Below are 20,786 nucleotides of genomic sequence, written 5' to 3'. Positions count from 1 at the left end.
TATAGTAGAATCATAAGTACTTAACAATCATTTAATCTGTTGAGCTTCTATTAACGTTTATGTAACATTGCAAAATTTAATTTATTTATTATCAAGAGAATAGAATCTTGTAATAATTAACGATTAATTAATCTATTACTAGTCAGTGTGTAATTTATTTTTTCACTATTTTTACGAAATAACTTCATAAAAACACATCACATGAAAAAAAATTACTTTTTTACTTTATTATTAACCCTTTGTTTTAGTGTATTGTCTTTTGGGCAGGATTTATTAATTACTGGTGCATTCGATGGTCCTAATACTGGAGGAACACCTAAAGGAATAGAGCTTTATGTTGCAAATGATATTGCAGATTTAAGTATTTATGGTATTGGGAGTGCTAACAATGGTGGGGGTACAGATGGTGAAGAATTTACTTTTCCATCAGTTGCAGCCACAGCAGGAACTTTTATTTATGTTGCAACAGAAGCTCCTCAATTTACTGCTTTCTTTGGTTTTGCACCAACTTACACTGATGGCTCAATGGGAATTAATGGAGATGATGCTGTAGAGCTTTTTAAAAACGGAAGTGTTGTTGATACTTTTGGAGATATTGCGAAAGATGGCACAGGAGAAGCTTGGGATTTTGTTGATGGATGGGCGTATAGAAAAGATGGAACAGGACCAGATGATGGATTTGTTTTAACGAATTGGACTTTTAGTGGAACGAATCAATTAGAAGGAGGTTCTACAAATGCAGCAACTAACTCACCTTTTCCTGCAGGTACTTATTCTGCAGTAGCTTCTACAACACCAGAAATTACAGCAACTGGAGATTCAGAAAGTTTTGATTATTTTGAAGGTCATGGGCCTTCAGCAGAACAATCATTTACAGTTATGGGAACAAATTTAACTGCAGACATTACTGTGACTATTCCTACAAATTTTGAAATTTCCTTAACTTCTGGGAGTGGATTTGGGAGTTCTGTAATGATTCCACAAACTGATGGTTCAGCCTCAGGAATTATTTACGTGAGATTATCTGCTGGATTGAGTGCTGATACTTATACAGGTGATATAACTGCTTCATCTGCTGGTGCTACAGATCTTACAGGAACATTTGAAGGAATAGTTAGTCCTGCAGATCCACAATTTACAGTGACTGCTTTTTTAGATGATTTTAATTATGTAATTAGCGCAGGTTTACCTTCAGCAGAACAAACTTTTAATGTAGAAGGTTTATTTTTAACTGCAGATTTAATTATTACAGCACCAACTAATTTTGAAGTTTCTTTAGCTTCTGGAGCTAGTTTCGGATCTTCTGTTAATGTCTCACCAATTTCTGGAACTATAACAGAAACAATGGTTTATATTCGTTTAAAATCTGGTTTAACTGCGGGTAATTATTCAGGAGATATTATTTTATCATCTACAAGTGTTGTAGATAAAAGTATATCCGTGAATGGAAATGCTTATGGAGCACCAACAAATAGTATGATAATTACTGGAGCTTATGATGGTAATTTATCTGGGGGTACTCCTAAAGGAATTGAGTTGTATGTGCTTAAAGACATTGCAGATTTAAGTTTATTTGGTGTTAGTTCTGTTTCTAATGGAGGTGGGTCAACAGCTGGAAATATTGAATATTATTTTGAAGCAGGAACAGCAAAAGCAGGAACTTTTATTTATATATCTACAGAAGAAACTAATTTTACAACCTTTTTTGGAATGGCACCAACATATACAACTGGTACAGTTGGCATAAATGGAGATGATTCAATAGAACTTTATGAAAATGGTCAAATAATTGATGTTTTTGGAACAGTTGATTGTGATCCAAATAATGATGGAACTACTTGCCCTGAATGGGATTATCTTGATGGTTGGGCTTATCGAAAATCAAATACAGGGCCAGAAGGAACAATATTTACTCACTCAAATTGGACTTATAGTGGAGCTAATCAATTAGAAGGTGGAACAAATAATGCAACATCAGATGTTCCTTTTCCAATAGGAACTTATACAAATACTACAGCATCTACAATAGATAATTCAATTGAAGGTTTTGCAACATATCCAAATCCAATTACTGATAAAAGATTTACAATTATTACTAATAGTTCTGATGTAAAACAAATATCAATCTTTAATGTTTTAGGAAAAAAAGTTTTAACAACTAATTTTTCTGGTTCAAAGAAGAGTATAAATGTATCTACAATTAATTCAGGTATCTATATTCTTAAAGTTACTGAATCAGGTAAAACAGCTACTAAGAAATTAGTAATCAGATAAAAAAGACTTATTTACTATAAAGTATTTTACTATAAAAGCTTCGAATTTATTCGGAGCTTTTTTATTTTCACTATCTTTAGTCAAGAAAAAGAAAAACCTATTGCTATGAATTTGTCTATCAAATTAAATGATGTCCTTTTTTTGGATATTGAAACTGTACCTCAAAAAGAAAATTGGAATCTACTACCTAAAGAAACTCAAGAGCTTTATAAAAAGAAAACTCAATACCAGCGCAAAGAAGAGTTTACCGCTGAAGAATTTTATGAACGCGCAGGAATTTGGGCAGAATTTGGTAAAATAATATGTATTTCAGTTGGTTATTTTGTTGATATCGAAAAGAGTAAACAATTACGTTTAACTTCTTTTTTTGGTGATGATGAGCATCAACTACTAACTGATTTTAAGGTATTGTTAGATAAGCATTTTGTTAAAAAAAGCAATGTTTTGTGTGCTCATAATGGAAAAGAATTCGATTTTCCTTTTATAGCAAGAAGAATGATAGTCCATCAAATAGAATTGCCTAAAAAGCTTAATTTATTTGGTAAAAAACCTTGGGAAGTTCCACATTTAGATACTTTAGAATTGTGGAAATTTGGAGATTATAAGCATTATACCTCTTTAAAATTATTAACTTCAATCTTAGGAATTCCATCTCCAAAAGATGATATTGATGGGAGCGAAGTTGCTAGTGTTTACTACAAGGAAAAAAATATACAAAGAATTGTAAGCTACTGTGAAAAAGACACAATAGCTGTAGCTCAAATTTTATTACGTTTTAATAATCAAGAATTATTGAAAGCTGAAAATATTGTTAGTATCGATTAATCTTCTAATTTCATAGAAAGTTCTAGCCAACGTTCTTCTTTTTGTTCTAGAGAGATTATAGTTTCCTGTAATTCTTCAGATTTTTTAGCGATATTATCTGGTTCTATTTCTACGTTTAAAAATTGTTTTTCAATAATTTCTTTTCTTCTTTGTAGTCTTTCTATATCTGCTTCTAAGGCACCAAATTCTCTTTTTTCATTAAAACTTAATGCATTTTTAGATTCTTTTTTAGCTGGTTTTTTCTCGTTCTTTTTGATTGTAGTTTTTTCTGAAATCTGTTTTGAACTAGAACTATCATAAGCTCTAAAATCAGAATAATTCCCAGGAAAGTTTTCTACTACTCCTTCACCTCTAAAAACAAATAAAGCATCCACAATTTTATCCATAAAATAACGATCGTGAGAAACTACCAAAAGGTTTCCAGGATAATCTAATAAGAAGTTTTCTAATACGTTAAGTGTTACAACATCTAAATCATTTGTTGGCTCATCAAGAATTAAAAAGTTAGGATTCTGAATTAAAACTGCACATAAATACAAACGTTTTTGTTCTCCTCCAGAAAGTTTTTCTACAAAATCATATTGTTTCTTTTTGTCAAACAAAAAACGCTCTAATAATTGTGATGCAGAAATTCTTCTTCCTTTCGTTAAGGGAATTTCTTCTCCAAATTCTTTGACAACTTCTATTACTTTTTGACCTTCTTTTATTTCAATACCAGCTTGTGTGTAATAACCATATTTTACAGTTTCACCTAAAACAACTTTTCCTCCATCTAATTCAGATGTCCCTGTAATAATATTTAAAAAAGAAGATTTTCCTGTTCCGTTTTTACCAATAATTCCAACACGTTCCCCGCGTTTAAAAACATAATCAAACCCATCTAAAATCTTCTTGTCTCCAAAAGATTTATATACTTTATGAAGTTCAAGAATTTTACTTCCTAAACGCTCCATGTTGATTTCTAATTGAACTTGATGATCTTTTCTACGTTGATGTGCTTTTTCTTTAATTTGGTAGAAATCATCAGTTCTAGATTTCGATTTTGTAGTTCTAGCTTTTGGTTGCTTTCGCATCCATTCTAATTCTTTTTTAAACAAACTTTTAGCTTTACCTAAATTGGTGGCTTCTAAAGCTAAACGTTCTTCTTTGTTTTGTAAATAGTATGAGTAATTTCCTTTGTATTTATATATTTTTCCTTCGTCTAATTCTAAAATTTCATTACAAACTCGCTCTAAAAAATAACGGTCGTGTGTAACCATAAATAATGTAATTTTTTCTTTAGCAAAGAAAGCTTCTAACCATTCAATCATTTCTAAATCTAAATGATTTGTTGGCTCGTCAAGAATTAATAAATCAGGTTTATTAATTAAAACAATTGCTAAAGAAAGACGTTTTCTTTGTCCTCCAGAAAGTGATCCAACTTTTAAAGATAAATCATCTAATTTTAATTTTGATAAAATCTGTCTGTACTGAGTTTCAAAATCCCAAGCATTATATTGATCCATTAAATCAAAAGCAGCTTGATACGCATCTGCATCATCAGGGTTTTTTTAAAGCATTTTCATATTGATTAACAATTGAAAGAATTTTGTTATCTGTAGCAAAAATCGTTTCTTCAATAGTTAAGTTTGGATCAATGTCATCTTTTTGTGCTAAATAAGCAATCGAAATTCCTTTTCTGCTAACTACTTGTCCAGAATCAGGTACATCTAAACCAGCAATAATATTTAAAATAGAAGTTTTACCACTTCCGTTTTTAGCTACAAATGCAACTTTTTGATCTTTGTTAATTCCAAAAGAGATGTCTTCAAATAAGATGCGTTCTCCATATGCTTTAGAGATATTTTCTACTGATAAATAATTCACGGAAATATTTTTATTTTTTGCAAAGAAACAAAAAACCCAAGCTTAAACTTGGGTTTTTGATGTCATTTAATTTTTTAAAGGGGGTTCCTTGGGGGGATTTAAATTAAATGTTACTATGATGGTGTAAAAATAAGAGAAATAAATGCTGTTGTCAATCACTGAAAACAGTGAAATTTTCACTTCACTGAAAATGGTGAGAAGAGTAACTGAAAATGGTGAGGTCAATAAAAAAACCCAAGCAATAGCTTGGGTTTTAGTAATATCAAAATATTAAATAATTTTACTGTTTGATGAATTTTTCAATAATAATTTCTTCTCCATCGTTAATTTCTATCAAGTAAATTCCTGTTTTTAAGTTAGAAATATTAATTGCTTGATTAGAAATACTACCAGATTTTACTGTTTTACCAATAACATCTATAATTCTAAATGAATTCTTTCCATCTGTTGCTAATCTTACATTTAGTAAGTCTTTAGCTGGATTTGGATACATTTTAAAAGTGTTAATAGTATTAACAGAATAAGTAGTATATAAACTCGTGTTATTTGCAGCCGTATTTGAAAGGCTAATATTATCTATTGCAACATCTGCTTGCCAAGTACTTCCAGTAACTCTATTAAACCTTAATTGAACGGTGTTTCCTAAGTAAGAAGAAAGATCTACACTAGCAGAAAACCATGAGTTTCCTTTGTTACCAGATTGACTCCAAATACTTGTCCAAGTAACCCCATTGTCATTACTTGCTTCTAGAGCAATAGTTCCCATGTCTGTAGCTCCATACATATGATAATCAAAATTAAATGATGCAACTGATAATCCAGATAAATCAAAACAAGGAGAATTAATAATAGCTTGTTTTGTAGGATACCCTGTTTCGCTTCCAGAAGCTTCAACGAAAATATAGTAAGTTCCTTGATTAGCAGAAGCTGGACCCGTATTGCTAGATGGAGTTCCACTTGAATTTACTGACCAATCAATATCATCTGCTGCTGATTGACTCCAAGAACCTAATGTGTTTTCAAATCCTTGTGAATAAGGGAATGAAGTTATTTCTGCTACACATCCACTTCCACTACTACCTCCATTTGTAATCTGAACATTGTCTAAAGCTATATCTGCTTGCCAAGTGCTTCCGGTAACTCTATTAAAACGTAATTGTACACTCCCTCCAACATAAGCATTTAAATTAACACTAGCAGTTAGCCAAGAATTACCTTTATTTCCAGATTCATTCCAAATGCTAGTCCAAGAAGCACCATTATCAGAACTAATTTCTAAAGCAATTGTTCCCATATCAGCAGCTCCATACATATGGTAGTTAAAAGAAAAAGTAGCTTCTGTTTCATTAGATAAATCATAACAAGGAGAATTAATAATAGCTTGTTTTGTAGGGTATCCTGCAGTCCCAGAAGCTTCTACATAAATATAGTAAGTACCTTGGTTTGCAGAACTTGGTCCTGTGCTACTAGATGGAGTTCCTCCAGAATTTATTGTCCAATCAATATCATCTGCTGAAGATTGTGTCCATGCTCCTAAAGTATTTTCAAATCCTTCATTATAAGGGAAAGTTGAAACACCATTTGTACAACCACCTGTACTAACATTATTTACATTTACAGTTCTTGAAACTTGAGTTGCTGGGTTTCCTGCAGCATCACTTACATTGTAGTTTATAGCATAAGTTCCTGCTAAATTTGTGTTTACTGACCCAGTTATAACAATACTTGAAGTTAAATTTCCATCAACATTATCAGTTGCAGTTGCTCCTTGTTCAGTATAAGTATCACCAACATTTAAGTTAATTGTTGATGCTCCGTTTAATGTTATTACTGGTGCAGTACCATCACTAACATTTACAGTTCTAGAAACTTGAGTTGCTGGATTTCCTGCAGCATCACTTACATTATAATTTATAGTATAAGATCCTACAACATTTGTATTTACAGTTCCAGTAGTAACAATACTTGATGTTAAATTTCCATCAACATTATCAGTTGCAGTTGCTCCTTGGTCGTTATATGTGTCACCAACATTTAAATTTATTGTTGATGCACCATTTAATGTAATCACTGGTGCTATTGTATCAGGTCCTGAAGATGCAATAACAACTGTGTAATCTTCTGTTTCTCCATAATCATATGAACCACAAGCAGAAGGTATTGTATTATACTGCATAACAACACGCATTGTAGTTGCACCTGAAACAGCAGAAGCTGGTACAGTAAAAGTTCCACTTACTGGTGTAGTTTGTGAAGCTGCATTTGTCCAAACAGTTTCTCCACTATCAGCAAAATCACCATCTTTATTATAATCAATAAACACTCCATAACCTTCGTTATATTGAGTTCCTGTCCAAGTTGGAGTAATTGTAATAGTTTCTGAAGCACCTTTGGTAAGATTTGTAGATTGTGATGTATAATCTGCATATCCACTTCCTGATGCACCTGTTGTATTGTTAATACTTCCCATTGTTACATTGCTAATATATTCATCTGCAACACTATTACCATTAGAGGTGCAATAGTTTAATTGAAGTTCTGTAGTTGTAAAGTTAGCAGTAGAGCTATAAGCAGAATTTCCTGAAGTACACTTACTACGAACTTGTACTTCATAAGATGTAGTAAGAGATAGTCCACTTAAAACAGTAGAACTTCCAGTAACAGCATTAGTTGTCCAAGAAGTTGTTCCTGAAACTCTATATCTCACGTCATAAGTTGCAGCAGGTACAGCATCCCAAGAAATAGTTGCTTCTGTATCAGATACATTTGTAGCACTAACATTTGTTGGAACTGTAGCGTTACAAACTACTGGAGTTCCTGTTAAACCGGTAATAATTAAAGAATAATTTTGGCTTCCACCAGTTAAAGAACCTTTATTAGTAACAGTAATTGTATATGTTCCTGATGCTCCTGAAACATCTACTCTTTCATATGGGTCAACATTGTTATCTTGTTGCGCATTTGATGTTGCTCCAGTTAATTCATAAGGAAAGTATGTTGTTGCTCCTTTAGAAACTCTAATGTCTAAATCATTAACTAAAACAGGTGTTGTTAAATTTACAGTTCCTGTATTTGCTGTTCCTGCTCTATCAGTCCAAGATATAGATGCTAATAAATCATTAACACCATCAGAATCTACAGTAATTGTATAAGTTTGACCTGAAGTTAATGTTAATTCTTCAATTTTAGATTCATTTCCATTTTGAGTAATTGCTTCAGCTGCAGCTTTAGTATTCATTAATCCCCATCCAAAAACTGCATCAGGTCCAGTTACACCAGAATCATCTGCTGTATGTAATGCTAATCCTTTTAAAGTTGCTGCCTTCATATAAGAACCATTTACATTATTAGCATGTTGTTGTAATAATAGTAAAGATCCAGCTACATTTGGTGAAGCCATTGATGTACCTGAAATAGAACTATATGCTGTGTCACTATTTTCGTATGTAGAATATACTGAAACTCCATTACCAGCAATATCTGGCTTTATACGAAAATCATCAGTAGGTCCTTCACTACTAAAAGTAGCAATTGTAGTACTTATTAAGTTACCATTTGCATCAACGTTTGCATCGTTTGCAGCAGCAACAACTAAGTTGTTTTTTGATGTTGAATGACCTGTTAATTTATCAAATCCAGAACCACCGGTTGGGTTTGTGTTTGCAGTATCATCTGTTCCATCATTACCTGCAGCAACTACCATTAAATAATTTGGAGCGTTAAACATAATATCATCCCAATCTCTAGAGTCTTCAATATAACCCCCAAAATAATATTGTGGTAACTGTACTTGACCAAGTGAGTTTCTTGCTGCATAACCATAAGAGTGGTTAGAAATTAACATACCATTGGTAGCAGCTGTTGTAGCTTCTGCTAAATCGCTGTTCCAATCATATCCAATTGCTTCAGCATGAGAAGCCATTCCTTTTGCATTAGCATCTACTCCAGAAGCTATAATAGTTCCTGTTACATGAGCAGAGTGATAGTTTAATGCACCAGAATCTCCAGTAGAAAACCTATTTGTTCCACCAGCTCCATCATATTCTTGATGAGATGCTCTTGCAACACCACCATCCCAAACATAGGCAGTCATATTTTGTCCATCTAAGTTTAGCCCTAAAGAACCACCAGAGTTTAGGTGGTCAACTCTTGTAGATTTAGCTGCAGCTACGTTAAATGTTGTATAATAAATTGGTTTTCCATCAACAACTTTTTGTAGCTCTAACATGCGCCCATCTTTAGTTGTAAATTTGGTTTGCCAACCTTTTTCTTTTGCAATTTTAATTGCTTTTTCTTTTTCAATAATAGATTTTTCTTTAAAGCCCTTTTTTAAAGAGGAAAGCTTTTGTATATTATACTTACCGCTAATTTTTTTTCGTTCAACTTTCTTTTGTGCATTCAAATTGAATGTTAGGGTAAAAAAAACTCCCAACATAATAAGTTTACTTAAGTAACCTTTTTTCATTTTTTCTGTGTTTTTAAATTAGTGATTATTTGAATTAATTTTATCGCTCTATTTTTTTGAAAGTCCAAACGATAAGACTTATAATTCCTAAGGTTTAATAAATTAATTTTTGATGATTATTGATTAATTTTTTTAAATATTTCTCACTTTATTGTTAAAAAAGCATAAAAATTTAAATTATTCGCTACAAACATATTAATTAATTGTTATTATCACAATCACTGAAAACCGTGAAATTTTCTTCTCACTGAAAACAGTGAGTTGTCTAACTGTATTCAGTGGGATAAGTTGAGTAAAACTTAAATCTATCTTTTTACATTTCTTAATAAGTGGTATATTGCGTTCTTATAATTGATAAAAAAAATATGAAGATAATTGTACCAATGGCAGGAATTGGGTCTCGTTTAAGACCTCATACTTTAACGATTCCAAAACCTTTAACTGTAATAGCAGGTAAACCAATTGTACAGCGTTTGGTAGAAGATATTACATCAGTAGTAAACCAGAAAATAGAAGAGATAGCTTTTATCATTGGACCTTCTGCAAAAGGATTTCCTGCTGATACATCAGAAAAATTAATTAAAATTGCTGAGGAATTAGGTGCTAAAGGTTCTGTTTATGTACAAGAAGAAGCTTTAGGAACAGCTCATGCAATATATTGTGCTAAAGAATCTTTAAACGGACCTTGTGTTGTTGCTTTTGCAGACACTTTGTTTAAAGCAGATTTTAAATTAGATGCAAATGCTGATGGAGCAATTTGGGTAAGTCAAGTAGAAGACCCAAGTGCTTTTGGAGTTGTAAAATTAAAAGATGGTTATATTACTGATTTTGTTGAGAAGCCTAAAGATTTTGTTTCAGATTTAGCAATTATTGGAATCTATTATTTTAAAGATGGAGATAAAGTTAGAAATGAAATTCAGTATTTAATTGATAATGATTTAAGAGAAAACGGTGAATATCAACTTACAAATGTTTTAGAGTCTTTAAAGCAACAAGGAGCAAAATTTATTCCTGGAACTGTTAATGCTTGGATGGATTGTGGTAAAAAAGATCCAACTGTAGATACAAACAAACAAGTTTTAGGATTTGAGTATGAAGCTGGAAATAATTTAGTTTCTAAAGATGTGGTTTTAGAAAATTCAGAAATTATTCAACCTTGTTTTATAGGAGAAAATGTTGTTTTAAAAAATACAAAAATAGGACCTTATGTGTCTATAGGAGCTAATAGTGTTGTAGAAAATTCTACTATTATTAATTCTTTAATACAATCTAATGTAGAAATTTCTAATGCAGATTTAGACAACGCAATGATTGGAAATCATGCAAAATATAATGGGAAATATACTTCTGTAAGTATTGGTGATTATACAGAATTAACCTAAATGAATAACAGAATTAAGATAAAGAATTTTAAAGAAAAGAGAAAAGCGTATAAGTATGAGTTATTTCTCTTTTCTCTTTTCTTTGTACTTTTTTCTTTGAATACTTTTTCTCAAGACAGTATTCCAATTGCAGAAGATTTAACTGAAGAAAAAGAGTTAAATTTTCAACAATTTTTTTTTAAAGCTTTATCAGAAAAATCAATTGGAAATTACCAAAAAGCGATTGAAAATTTAGAAAATTGTAATCAAATTTTGTCTGATGAGGTTTCTGTTTTCTTTGAGTTTTCTAAAAACTATTTTGAACTTAATAAAAGCTTATTAGCTAAAGAATATATTAGTAGAGCTCTGCTTAAAGATCCAGAAAATATATGGATGCTTAAGCATTTGGTTAAAATCCATGTAAAAGACAGGAATGTTTCTGAAGCAATTTCTGTACAACAAAAAGTGGCTGCTATCAATTTAAAAGAAAGAGAGTATTTACTTAAATTATATTTACAGCATAGAGATTATAAAAAAGCCATTTCTTTAATGAATGTTATGGAAGATAATAATACATTGTCATCTAACTTTATCAAATTAAAAAAGAACTTAGAAAATAGAAAAAAAAATACTGTAGTTGAAGAAAAAAAGAACAATGTTGGTTCTTTAGAAGATCAATTTAAAACTAATAAATCTTACGCAATTTTAAAGCAAATTTTAGAAGAATCTAAAGACAATTCTGAAGTACTTTTAAAGTATAGTAATGAAGGAATTTCGCTTTTTCCTGCGCAGCCTTATGTGTATTTAATGAAAGGAAGAGTGTTAAATTATCAGAAAAAATATAAAAAAGCGTTACAGAGTTTACAGAATGGTATCGATTTTGTTATAGAAGTTGAAATGGAAGCAGATTTTTACAATGAAATGGCAGTTTCTTACAAAGGTTTAGGTAACTTTAAAGAGGAGAAAAAGTTTATTGAGAAATCAAATAAAATTAAAAGTTAAGAATGAAATTTATAAAATATTTTGCGGTTCTTGTAATTGTATTTACTTCCTGTAAAGCAAAAAAGAATTTAATGAACTCAACAAATATTGTTGCCGAAGAAATGTCGGCTAAAAAAGTAGCAAGAAAGCATGTTGCATCTAATTTTGATAAAAAAACAGTAGATGCAAAATTGAAAGCAAGTTTTAATAACGGAAAACTAAAACAGAGTTTTTCTGTTAGTTTCAGAATGAAAAAGGATGAAGTTATTTGGTTGAAAGGAACGAAGTTTATTACCCTTTTTAAAGCGAAAATTACTCCAACTTCTGTTCAGTTTTATTCCTCCTTGAATAAAAAGTATTTTGATGGAGATTTTTCTATGCTTAAAAAAATGTTAGGAACAGATATTAACTTTAACCAACTTCAAAATTTATTATTGGGGCAGTCTTTAATGAATGTTAAGGAGCAAAAGCAAAAGGTAATTATACAGGATAATTCTTATGTTTTATCGCCAAAAAAACAAGAGGATTTATTTGATGTTTTCTTTGCTGTAAATCCTTCTCATTATAAATTAGATAAACAATCTATTGTTAACGCTGTAAAAAACCAACGTTTGGATGTTTTATATCCTTCTTATAATGTTGTTGATGATGCAATTTTTCCATCAGAAATAAATATTAAAGCAAAACAACCTGGTAAGTTTACAAACATAGATTTTGTTGTAAAATCTGTGCTTTTTAATACGGAAGTTAACACGTCATTTTCAATTCCAAAAGGTTACAAGCAAATTAAATTATAGTGAAAAGTAAAAAAATTTACATACCGATTTTAATTTTTTTTCTAAGCGTTTTTTCTGTTTTTGGTCAGACTAGAAAACAATTAGAGGCGCAGCGCAAAAAGCTGAATAAAGAAATAAAACAGGTAAATACATTACTTTTTAATGAAAAGAAGAAAGAAAAAAATGCTTTAGAAGACTTAAAAGATATCAATAAAAAAATTGAAGTTAGAGCTAAACTAATATCAACTATTAATTCTGAAGCAAAAATATTATCGAAAGAAATTGGTGTAAATGAAGCTGAGCTTAAAAAGTTAAATAAAAAATTAGTTGATTTAAAAAAGGATTATGCAGATATGATTTTTAAATCGTACAAAAGTAAATCTCAACAAAGTAGAACGATGTTTTTACTCTCTTCGCAAAATTTTTATCAAGCTTATAAAAGGTTAGAGTATATGAAACAATATACTTCTTTTAGAAAAAACCAAGGAGAAGAAATTGTTGTTAAAACAAATGAAGTTCAACAAATGAATGACTCTCTACTGTTTCAAAAGAGAGTAAAAGATACTTTAATTTTATCAGAAAAGCAGCAAAAAAAGGAAATAGAATCTGATAAAAAGAACCAAGAAAAGTTAATAACTACCATTAAGAAAAAAGAGAATAAGTATAAGAAAGAGCTCCAGAATAAAATTAAAGAAGAAAAAAGAGTTGTTGCTAAAATTGATAAAAAAATACGTGAAGAAATTGCACGAGCAAATAGAATAGCAAGAGAAAAATTAAAGAATAAGACAAAATCGGTTAAGAAGAATGAGTTTATTTTAAGTCCCGAAGCAAAAGCTTTAGCTACAAAATTTGAGCTCAATAAAGGAAAACTACCTTGGCCTGTTAATGAAGGTATTATTGTTAGAAGATTTGGTAAACAACCTCATCCTTCATTTCCAGGAATTACTGTAAATGGTACAGGTTTGCATATTGTAACCAAACATGGTAAAGAAGCAAAAGCTATTTTTAACGGAAACGTATTAAATGTTTTATTAAGTTCTGAAGGGAGAAAGAATGTTTTAATTCAGCATGGAAATTATATTTCATCATATAATAACCTAGAAAAAACCTATGTTAAAAAAGGCGATAAAATTACAACTGGACAAAAAATAGGTCAGATTTTTACTGATAAGGTTTCTAAAAAGACCAAACTTATTTTTGTTTTATTTAAAAATACTACACGTTTAAATCCTTCTTCTTGGATTTTAAAAAGGTAAATTAATTTTCTGGCTGAGGAGAATATTTAATATTTTTCTGAAGAATAATAGCATTAGGTAATGTAATTAATTCTTTTTCAGGTGTTCTTAATGTGATAAAGAATGCACCAATATCTCTAATTTCACCTGTAATATTATTGTCTTTTTCTAAAATTGTAATTGTGTCTCCTATTTTTACTGGGTAATTAATAAATAAAATTATACCAGCAGTAATATTAGAAAGAATAGACCATTGTGCAAAAAATGCAATACCTAAAATGGTTAAAAAAGACGAGATATAAACTAGTAACTGTTTTTCATCAACTCCCCATATAAAAGAGATAAATACAATTACATTAATATAAATTAGAATTGTAATTATTTTATTGGTAACTAAGATTCTAGCTTTTTGAAACCCAAATTTTGTTTGAATTTTCTTTAATGAATTCGTAATCAATAAACGGATAAAAAAGGCTACAATAAATATAGCAACAGAATAGATTATTTTATAGTTGAGTACTTCCATAAAAATAGAATTTAATTAATTAAACAAAGCTTTTAAAGCAGTTGCATCATGTGCATTTAACTTACCAGCTAATACTAAACTTAATTGTTTACGTCTAAGAGCTCCTTCAAAACGTTTTTTTTCTAAATCAGTTTCTGGTGTAATTTGTGGAATTGTAACAGGTTTTCCAACTTCATCAACTGCAACAAAAGTATAGATACCTTCATTTACTTTTGTTCTAGATCCAGATAGTCTGTCTTCTGTCCAGACATCAACATACGTTTCCATAGAAGATTTAAAAGCTCTAGAAACCTTTGCTTCTACAGTTACTACACTTCCAACAGGAATAGGTTTGCTAAAAGCTACATGATTTACAGATGCAGTAACTACAATTTGTCTAGAATGTCTTCTAGCAGCAATGCTACAGGCTCTATCCATTCTCGCTAATAATTCTCCACCAAAAAGGTTGTCTAAAAAATTTGTTTCACCAGGTAAAACTAAGTCAGTAAGAACGGTTAAAGATTCTTTTGGAGTTTTTGCTTCCATCAAAAAATATTTTAGGCAAAGATAACAATCACTTATTTAAAAGTGAAGTTAAAAAATGATAAAGAAAAATTGAACTAGTTTAACTTTTTTATCAATAACCAAGCATCTTTAGAAACAGTATCTTGAATCTTGTAAAGATTGTTAGTTGCTTCGTTACGATCTGCATAACTATTAAAAGTTACTTGAGTAAGTCCCCATTTGTTAACTCCAATTATTTTGGCGTCAAAACCTTTTGCTTTTAATTGCTTTACTTTCTTTTCTGCATTTTCTACAAATTGAAAAGCTCCAGCAACAATATGAAATGGTTTAGAAGTTTCTTTAACAACATTTAAATTAATGGTTGGTAAAGGATTAGAGATTACAAAAGTTGCAGATTGTATCTTTTTTTGAATCGCTTTTTCTTGATTTGCAAGTACTTCTTTCTGTTGCTTTTGTTGATAACCATTATAACCAGCAACACCTAATGTTAATAAAATTGCAGCAGTTGCAGCGTATTTTATAAATGCAGGAATACCTTTTTTGGCTACTTTTTCTTGAACAGGAATCAAAGGTTTTACTTGTTGTTTGTATCTAGAAATTGCAGAAGATTCTACAGTTGCTAAACCAAAAGATTCTGTTAAGTAATTAACTTCGGTATTAGGTTCAAAAACAATTTGTTTTTCATTGTTTAATGATAAAACACCTAAATTATCAATCTCTACAGATTTAGATTGTAATTCGTTTTGCCATTTAATTACAGATAAAGAAATAGCGGTAGAAGCTTTCTCGAAAGAGATGTTCTCTGCAGAAGCAATGTAGTTAGCTAATAAACCATCATTATGTTTTAACAGACTGTTAAATGTTACCTGTTTTGTAGGTGGAGAAAAAGTGTGTGTAAAGTGATTCACTTTTGCACCAATTCTATTGGTAACAAATCCGCCAAAGTCTGGTACAATTACGCAATCGTATCTGTATAATAAATCGTTTATGTAAGTAGCTAGTGTCATTATAACAAATATAGAGATTTTGAAGTTTCTTAAAAGAAAGTTCTCTAAAAATTATCAACAATTTTTTTATATATTGGTTGTCAAATTGTTATCTATTGGAAGAAGAAAAACTACTCGCTATTTTAAGATTGCAGAAAAGTAAAGCTGTGGGCGATATTTTGGCAAAGAAACTCATTGTAAATGTGGGAGATGTCTCACAAATATTTAAAGAAAAAGCAACTACCTTATCAAAAATAAACGGAATAGGAACTCATGCTTTAAAACACCTTTTTGATGCAGAAAACGTCAAATTGGCTGAACAAGAGTTAAAATACATTCAAGATAATAATATATCTTATTCTTATTTTTTAGAGGATGATTATCCAACAAATCTTCAACATTGTATCGATAGCCCTATATTGTTATTTAAAGACGGAAACTTAGATTTCTCAAACAATAAAATTATATCTATTGTTGGTACAAGAAATATAAGTTCTTATGGACGTAATTTTTGCAATCAATTTATAGAAGAAATCTCAGAATACAATCCAATAATTGTAAGTGGTTTTGCATACGGAGTAGATATTTGTGCGCATAAAGCTGCAATAGAAAATAATTTACAAACCATTGCAGTTTTGGCTCATGGTTTTGAACAAATTTATCCAAAGGTTCACAAGAAATATATAAATAAAGTAAATGAAAAAGGTGGGTTTTTAACTGAATTTTGGAGTGAAGAAGATCCGTTAAGAGAAAATTTTTTAAAACGAAATAGAATTGTTGCAGGTATTTCTACAGCAACAATAATTATAGAATCTGCAGCAAAAGGAGGTTCTTTAGTAACTGCAGATATTGCTAATTCTTATAATAAAGATGTGTTTGCAGTTCCTGGTAGAACAACAGATATTTATAGTAAAGGTTGTAATAATTTAATAAAAAACAATAGAGCTCATTTGCTAAATTCAGCATCAGATATTGTAAAAATGTTAAATTGGGATGTTCATCAAAAACCCAAAGTAATACAAAAACAACTATTTATGGAGTTGAATGAAAGTGAACAAAAAATCTATGATTTATTACATGAAAAAGGACAACAATTACTTGATGTCATTTCTTTAGAATGTAATATTCCTATTTTTCAATTATCATCAATTTTATTGCAAATGGAATTAAAAGGTATTACAAAACCATTGCCAGGAAAGATGTTCGAAATAGTATAGAGTCTATTAATAATCCTTATTTTTGTAGAATATTCAAAGAAAAATGTCTGAAAATCAAAAACTGATATCAAAAAAGAAACCAACTTTTCCGGTAAGTAAATTGTTGGCAGCTTTTTTAAAAAAACATAATAGAAGTACTAAAATTAGTATTTTATATAATGATTTGTTGCGTTTTCAAGGTTCTGTTTCTGTGTATGATAAAAACGATGAAGATACACTTTGGGTAAGAACCTATTATTCTGAGTGGGATAGAGAAGAAATAGATTTAAGTTTAAAACAGATATATACAATTCTACATTCCGATGGTAATGATAAAACAATTCCTTATTTAAGTGTTGATGCTATTGATTTTTGTACGTTCGGAAATTCAAAACCATTTAGAGTTAAGGTAAGAAATATTCTTAATGACAATTTTACATATTTTTATGTAAAACAAGCAGATGCTTCTCGTATTTATGGTTTAGAATTAGAACATATTTTATCTCCTTATACAATTAATTATTTAGTGTATAAAGACACCTTAATTGAAGAGCATATTTCAGGAATTCCGGGAGATGATTTTATAAATAACATTCTTCCTTCTTGTACTAGTTCAGAAAAATCGCAGATTGCAAAAGAATTTGTTAAATTTAAAGAAAGATGTTTTATTAGGTTGTTAGGAGATATGCGTTCTTACAATTACGTAATAACACCAATTCACGATTTTGATAAAATTATCTACAAAATTAGAGCCATAGATTTCGATCAACAATCTTTTGAAGGCAACCTAAAAGTTTACAATTTACAGTTCTTAAAAGAGAATTTTAAAATGGTAGAAATGGTTGGAAAAAGACTGCAAAATAGCTCTATAGAGCAATATAAAATAGAAGAGCGTTCTTACATTGCAAAAAGGATGATTAGTTCTCCAGACAGAATTCAGCATATCGTTAGATGTATGAAACAAGATTCAATTTCTTTCCCAAAACACATAGAGCGTCTAAAGCAAGATTTAATAGATTATGTTGGAGATGTAGAGTTTAAAAAGTGCAAAAACATGGGCGAAATTTTAGAAACCATTTTAATTTTTGTAAAGCGTAACTATTTAGATATTAGTACTAAATAGTTTTTTTAGAAGCTATTTCCTGCTTTCCATTATATCTTTTTGTAAAAAACAAAAAGGATGCCATTTCAATCAGGGCTAAACTTGTTTGCCGTTGTTTTTATTACTTTCTACTTCTAACACTTTCAATAACAACAGTTAATAAAATTAAACTTCCTCCAATATAAGTATTAAAGCTAGGTATTTCATTTACAAAAATGTAAGCAATTATAATTCCAAATATCGGTTGCACACTACTTATAATACTTGCTGTAGAAACAGAAAAGTGTTGCAAAGAATAAACCAACATTGTATGTCCAATTGCTGTGGTTAACAAAGCAACTAGTAATAATAAAGGTAATTGACTTTCAAGATTCGAAAAATCACCAAAAAATAAAACAGGAATCAAAAAGACAGCAACTACAATCATTTGATAAAACATCAACATACTTCCATTGTAATCTTTTACATGTTTTTTAATAGTAAGATTTCTAAGGGCATAACATAAAGCAGAGAAAATTCCGAATAAAATTCCTTTTAATTGATCGTTTTCTAAAGAAAAATCTGGAACTAACATATAAACACCAATTAAAACTAAAATTGCTAGAAAAACATGAATAGGATTAAGTTTTTGCTTAGAAAAAAAAGGTTCTAATAAAGCAGTTATAACAGGAAATGTATACATAGACAACATGCCAATTGCTACATTAGATAATTTTAAAGCATAAAAATAAGTAACCCAATGAGCAGCCATAAAAAAACCACTTACAATAAATGAATTACGATCTTTTTTAGTTTGAACTTTTAAATCTATTTTTTTAAATCGACAAAAAATATAAATAAAAACAGCAGCAAAACTAGCTCTACATAAAATAATTACCTCAGGAGATAGAGCAATATATTTGCCTAATACACCAGAAGTACTTATAAAAAGTGTTGCTAAAAGTAAAAATGATAAGTTTTTTACATGCGTATTTTCCATAACTAATTTTTTACTTAGCAAAACTGCAAAAAAATGATGGAAGAAAAAGCTTTTTGTTTATGGATTATATTAAAATTAAAAAAGTGGTTTAAAAGAATTCTTTTAAACCACTTTTTTTTGAAGTTACTTTACTCTGTAATTTGTTTAGTTAATGTTACTTTCCAAATTTTGTTTGAGGCTCTAGAATTTCTTTTTCCATAAGTTCCTGGGTTTGATTTAAAAGCTTCTATACCTCCAAATATATAGCCAACATCTATACTGTTAGTGTTTTTAAAAGAGGTGTTTATATCGATTATTTCATCTGAATATTTCGAATAAGAAATGTTTGTGCTAGGAAATAGAATCGCTTCTGCTCCATAAAAAGGAGGTTTATTTTTAGAATTCTCACTAAATAAGTTTTTGCTAAATATTTTATTTTCACTTTTTAAAGGATATTTATTTATATCCGTTTTTATGTGCATTCCTGTGTTGGTAAAACCAGATAATTCATCATTATAATCTTTCTCAGGACCATCACCAATTCCTCCTAATAAATAGGAGTGTGAAATACCAGAAATACTATCATAAGCTACAAAATTTGGAGAAGCGTACACGTTATAATTCTTTTGGTTATAGGTTTTATCATATGTAAATAACTTACTTTCTTTATTTGCCCATTGTGGATGGACATAGATTGCGTCATTCCAAGCTTGTAAATTACTATCATCTCCAGGTTTAAAAACACCAGCATAAATAGCAATTCCTGGTAAAACTTTATTAGAAACGGGACTTCTATAAATTGAAGGTAAAATTGGTCCATCTCTTCTTCTAAAGATTGAAGTATTATCTGAAGCCACTCCTTTAGGATCACTCACATCGGAAATAGCAGCACTTAAACTTACCTTTAATACATGAGGATTTTTTCCTGTTTTAATTGAAAAAGGGTAAACGGCATCTACATATTTTTGTCCTCCAGCAGCTGTGTTTCCAAAATTATGGCCTCCAACTAAATAGAAACTTCCATATTTTATGGTTTTACCACCAATATAATAAAGCTCTCCACCAGTACTAACTAAACTCTCGTTTCTTGCAAAAGCAAACAATTTAGATTTTTCGATTCCTTCATAATTCCCTTTTACTAATTGAATCATTGATGGAACGTGAATACGAGCAACATGATCGTAAGTAATATAACCTTTAGTTGGTTCTTTAAAATTGATGGCTCCATAACCACCAGTTATATATAGAAATTCGTCAACTTGTTTTACGTTTGCATTTGTATTTTTAAATACACTTAAAAACTTTTTAAAAAGAGCTGTGTTTTCTTTGTCAAAATGTTCTGAAATAATAGTAGTCATTTTAGAGATACTTATACTTGTTGGTACAGCGTCAATAATTGGGTCATAAACATAAATGTTTTCATTAAAAGAAACTTTTGTAAATGAAGTGTTAGCATAGTTTCCATTTAAATTATGCAAACCACCATTTAGTGAGTCAATAGAATTTGTTCTACCTGCAAATAGTAGCCATTCAGAACCAGATGTTCCGTGTATAAAAGATTGTAAAGAAGGTGCGTTTCTATTTGGTTCAGCTTCAATAGAAACCACATATTCAGGGGTTAAAGTTGCTTTTTTAGGGTTATTACAAGAATAAAACATCAAAAAAGATAATGTTAAAACGCTGAAATAAAGAATACTTTTTTTCATAATTAATAAGTTTAGTTTGTCGCTA

14 protein-coding genes and 1 pseudogene are annotated in these 20,786 nt (G+C 29.9%); 8 read left to right on the top strand and 7 right to left on the bottom strand.

The window, feature by feature from the left end; genetic code table 11:
- Nucleotides 1–201 precede the first annotated feature (201 nt).
- Together PHEL85_RS09225 and PHEL85_RS09220 are read left to right on the top strand one after the other, a co-directional pair.
- A complete protein-coding gene (locus tag PHEL85_RS09225; protein WP_036824294.1) occupies nucleotides 202–2,274 on the top strand; it encodes a T9SS type A sorting domain-containing protein in 2,073 nt (690 codons plus the stop codon).
- Between the two features lie 105 nt (nucleotides 2,275–2,379).
- On the top strand, nucleotides 2,380–3,099 hold the full coding sequence (locus PHEL85_RS09220; RefSeq protein ID WP_036824293.1) for a 3'-5' exonuclease: 720 nt from the start codon (nucleotides 2,380–2,382) through the stop codon (nucleotides 3,097–3,099).
- Here PHEL85_RS09220 and PHEL85_RS09215 read toward each other — a convergent pair.
- Nucleotides 3,096–4,965 (bottom strand): annotated as a pseudogene (locus tag PHEL85_RS09215) (ABC-F family ATP-binding cassette domain-containing protein). The gene PHEL85_RS09220 and the pseudogene PHEL85_RS09215 sit on opposite strands and share 4 nt — an antisense overlap.
- A 280-nt stretch (nucleotides 4,966–5,245) precedes the next feature.
- On the bottom strand, nucleotides 5,246–9,430 hold the full coding sequence (locus tag PHEL85_RS09210) for an immunoglobulin-like domain-containing protein (protein ID WP_036824291.1): 4,185 nt from the start codon (nucleotides 9,428–9,430) through the stop codon (nucleotides 5,246–5,248).
- 365 nt (nucleotides 9,431–9,795) lie between these two features.
- Between PHEL85_RS09210 and PHEL85_RS09205 the strand changes: the two genes are divergently transcribed.
- From PHEL85_RS09205 to PHEL85_RS09190, 4 genes are read left to right on the top strand one after another with little or no spacing between them, the layout of a single operon-like run.
- Nucleotides 9,796–10,812 (top strand): sugar phosphate nucleotidyltransferase, encoded by a 1,017-nt coding sequence (locus PHEL85_RS09205; protein WP_036824289.1) that lies wholly within the window; start codon nucleotides 9,796–9,798, stop codon nucleotides 10,810–10,812.
- Nucleotides 10,813–11,793, top strand: coding sequence for a tetratricopeptide repeat protein (locus PHEL85_RS09200; protein ID WP_036824285.1), 981 nt, complete (start codon nucleotides 10,813–10,815; stop codon nucleotides 11,791–11,793).
- 2 nt (nucleotides 11,794–11,795) lie between these two features.
- Nucleotides 11,796–12,569 (top strand): DUF4292 domain-containing protein, encoded by a 774-nt coding sequence (locus tag PHEL85_RS09195; protein ID WP_036824282.1) that lies wholly within the window; start codon nucleotides 11,796–11,798, stop codon nucleotides 12,567–12,569.
- Nucleotides 12,569–13,804 (top strand): murein hydrolase activator EnvC family protein, encoded by a 1,236-nt coding sequence (locus tag PHEL85_RS09190; protein ID WP_081965106.1) that lies wholly within the window; start codon nucleotides 12,569–12,571, stop codon nucleotides 13,802–13,804. Before PHEL85_RS09195 ends, PHEL85_RS09190 begins: the two co-directional genes overlap by 1 nt.
- Nucleotide 13,805: 1 nt before the next feature.
- Here the strand turns inward: PHEL85_RS09190 and PHEL85_RS09185 are convergent, their stop codons facing one another.
- From PHEL85_RS09185 to PHEL85_RS09175, 3 genes are all read right to left on the bottom strand, one after another.
- Nucleotides 13,806–14,309, bottom strand: coding sequence for a mechanosensitive ion channel domain-containing protein (locus tag PHEL85_RS09185; RefSeq protein ID WP_036824280.1), 504 nt, complete (start codon nucleotides 14,307–14,309; stop codon nucleotides 13,806–13,808).
- Between the two features lie 15 nt (nucleotides 14,310–14,324).
- Nucleotides 14,325–14,834: an acyl-CoA thioesterase gene (locus tag PHEL85_RS09180; RefSeq protein WP_036824276.1), complete on the bottom strand. Its 510-nt coding sequence runs from the start codon at nucleotides 14,832–14,834 to the stop codon at nucleotides 14,325–14,327.
- A 74-nt stretch (nucleotides 14,835–14,908) separates the two neighbouring features.
- Nucleotides 14,909–15,820 (bottom strand): SPOR domain-containing protein, encoded by a 912-nt coding sequence (locus PHEL85_RS09175; RefSeq protein ID WP_036824274.1) that lies wholly within the window; start codon nucleotides 15,818–15,820, stop codon nucleotides 14,909–14,911.
- Nucleotides 15,821–15,915: 95 nt separating this feature from the next.
- Here PHEL85_RS09175 and dprA point away from each other — a divergent pair, with 95 nt between their 5' ends.
- Both dprA and PHEL85_RS09165 read left to right on the top strand, forming a co-directional pair.
- A complete protein-coding gene (dprA, locus tag PHEL85_RS09170) occupies nucleotides 15,916–17,016 on the top strand; it encodes a DNA-processing protein DprA (protein WP_200882341.1) in 1,101 nt (366 codons plus the stop codon).
- Nucleotides 17,017–17,059: 43 nt separating this feature from the next.
- Entirely contained in the window at nucleotides 17,060–18,118 is a 1,059-nt protein-coding gene (locus PHEL85_RS09165) for a hypothetical protein (protein WP_036824268.1), read from the top strand.
- Between the two features lie 100 nt (nucleotides 18,119–18,218).
- Here the strand turns inward: PHEL85_RS09165 and PHEL85_RS09160 are convergent, their stop codons facing one another.
- Nucleotides 18,219–19,076 (bottom strand): DMT family transporter, encoded by an 858-nt coding sequence (locus PHEL85_RS09160; RefSeq protein ID WP_036824265.1) that lies wholly within the window; start codon nucleotides 19,074–19,076, stop codon nucleotides 18,219–18,221.
- 128 nt (nucleotides 19,077–19,204) lie between these two features.
- Nucleotides 19,205–20,761, bottom strand: a complete 1,557-nt coding sequence (locus PHEL85_RS09155; protein ID WP_156109161.1) for a hypothetical protein — start codon at nucleotides 20,759–20,761, stop codon at nucleotides 19,205–19,207.
- Nucleotides 20,762–20,786 lie beyond the last annotated feature (25 nt).

The sequence above is a fragment of the Polaribacter sp. Hel1_85 genome (assembly GCF_000766795.1).
In the GTDB taxonomy this organism is placed as follows: Bacteria; Bacteroidota; Bacteroidia; order Flavobacteriales; family Flavobacteriaceae; genus Polaribacter.
Note: the sequence above shows the minus strand (reverse complement) of the source record. Positions and strands in the feature narration are given on the sequence as shown.

Excerpts from the sequence above, each read along its gene's own strand:
- PHEL85_RS09225 (WP_036824294.1), top strand. The coding sequence starts at position 202 with ATGAAAAAAAATTACTTTTTTACTTTATTATTAACCCTTTGTTTTAGT.
- PHEL85_RS09220 (WP_036824293.1), top strand. The coding sequence starts at position 2,380 with ATGAATTTGTCTATCAAATTAAATGATGTCCTTTTTTTGGATATTGAA.
- PHEL85_RS09210 (WP_036824291.1), bottom strand. The coding sequence starts at position 9,430 with ATGAAAAAAGGTTACTTAAGTAAACTTATTATGTTGGGAGTTTTTTTT.
- PHEL85_RS09205 (WP_036824289.1), top strand. The coding sequence starts at position 9,796 with ATGAAGATAATTGTACCAATGGCAGGAATTGGGTCTCGTTTAAGACCT.
- PHEL85_RS09200 (WP_036824285.1), top strand. The coding sequence starts at position 10,813 with ATGAATAACAGAATTAAGATAAAGAATTTTAAAGAAAAGAGAAAAGCG.
- PHEL85_RS09195 (WP_036824282.1), top strand. The coding sequence starts at position 11,796 with ATGAAATTTATAAAATATTTTGCGGTTCTTGTAATTGTATTTACTTCC.
- PHEL85_RS09185 (WP_036824280.1), bottom strand. The coding sequence starts at position 14,309 with ATGGAAGTACTCAACTATAAAATAATCTATTCTGTTGCTATATTTATT.
- PHEL85_RS09180 (WP_036824276.1), bottom strand. The coding sequence starts at position 14,834 with ATGGAAGCAAAAACTCCAAAAGAATCTTTAACCGTTCTTACTGACTTA.
- PHEL85_RS09175 (WP_036824274.1), bottom strand. The coding sequence starts at position 15,820 with ATGACACTAGCTACTTACATAAACGATTTATTATACAGATACGATTGC.
- PHEL85_RS09165 (WP_036824268.1), top strand. The coding sequence starts at position 17,060 with ATGTCTGAAAATCAAAAACTGATATCAAAAAAGAAACCAACTTTTCCG.
- PHEL85_RS09160 (WP_036824265.1), bottom strand. The coding sequence starts at position 19,076 with ATGGAAAATACGCATGTAAAAAACTTATCATTTTTACTTTTAGCAACA.
- PHEL85_RS09155 (WP_156109161.1), bottom strand. The coding sequence starts at position 20,761 with ATGAAAAAAAGTATTCTTTATTTCAGCGTTTTAACATTATCTTTTTTG.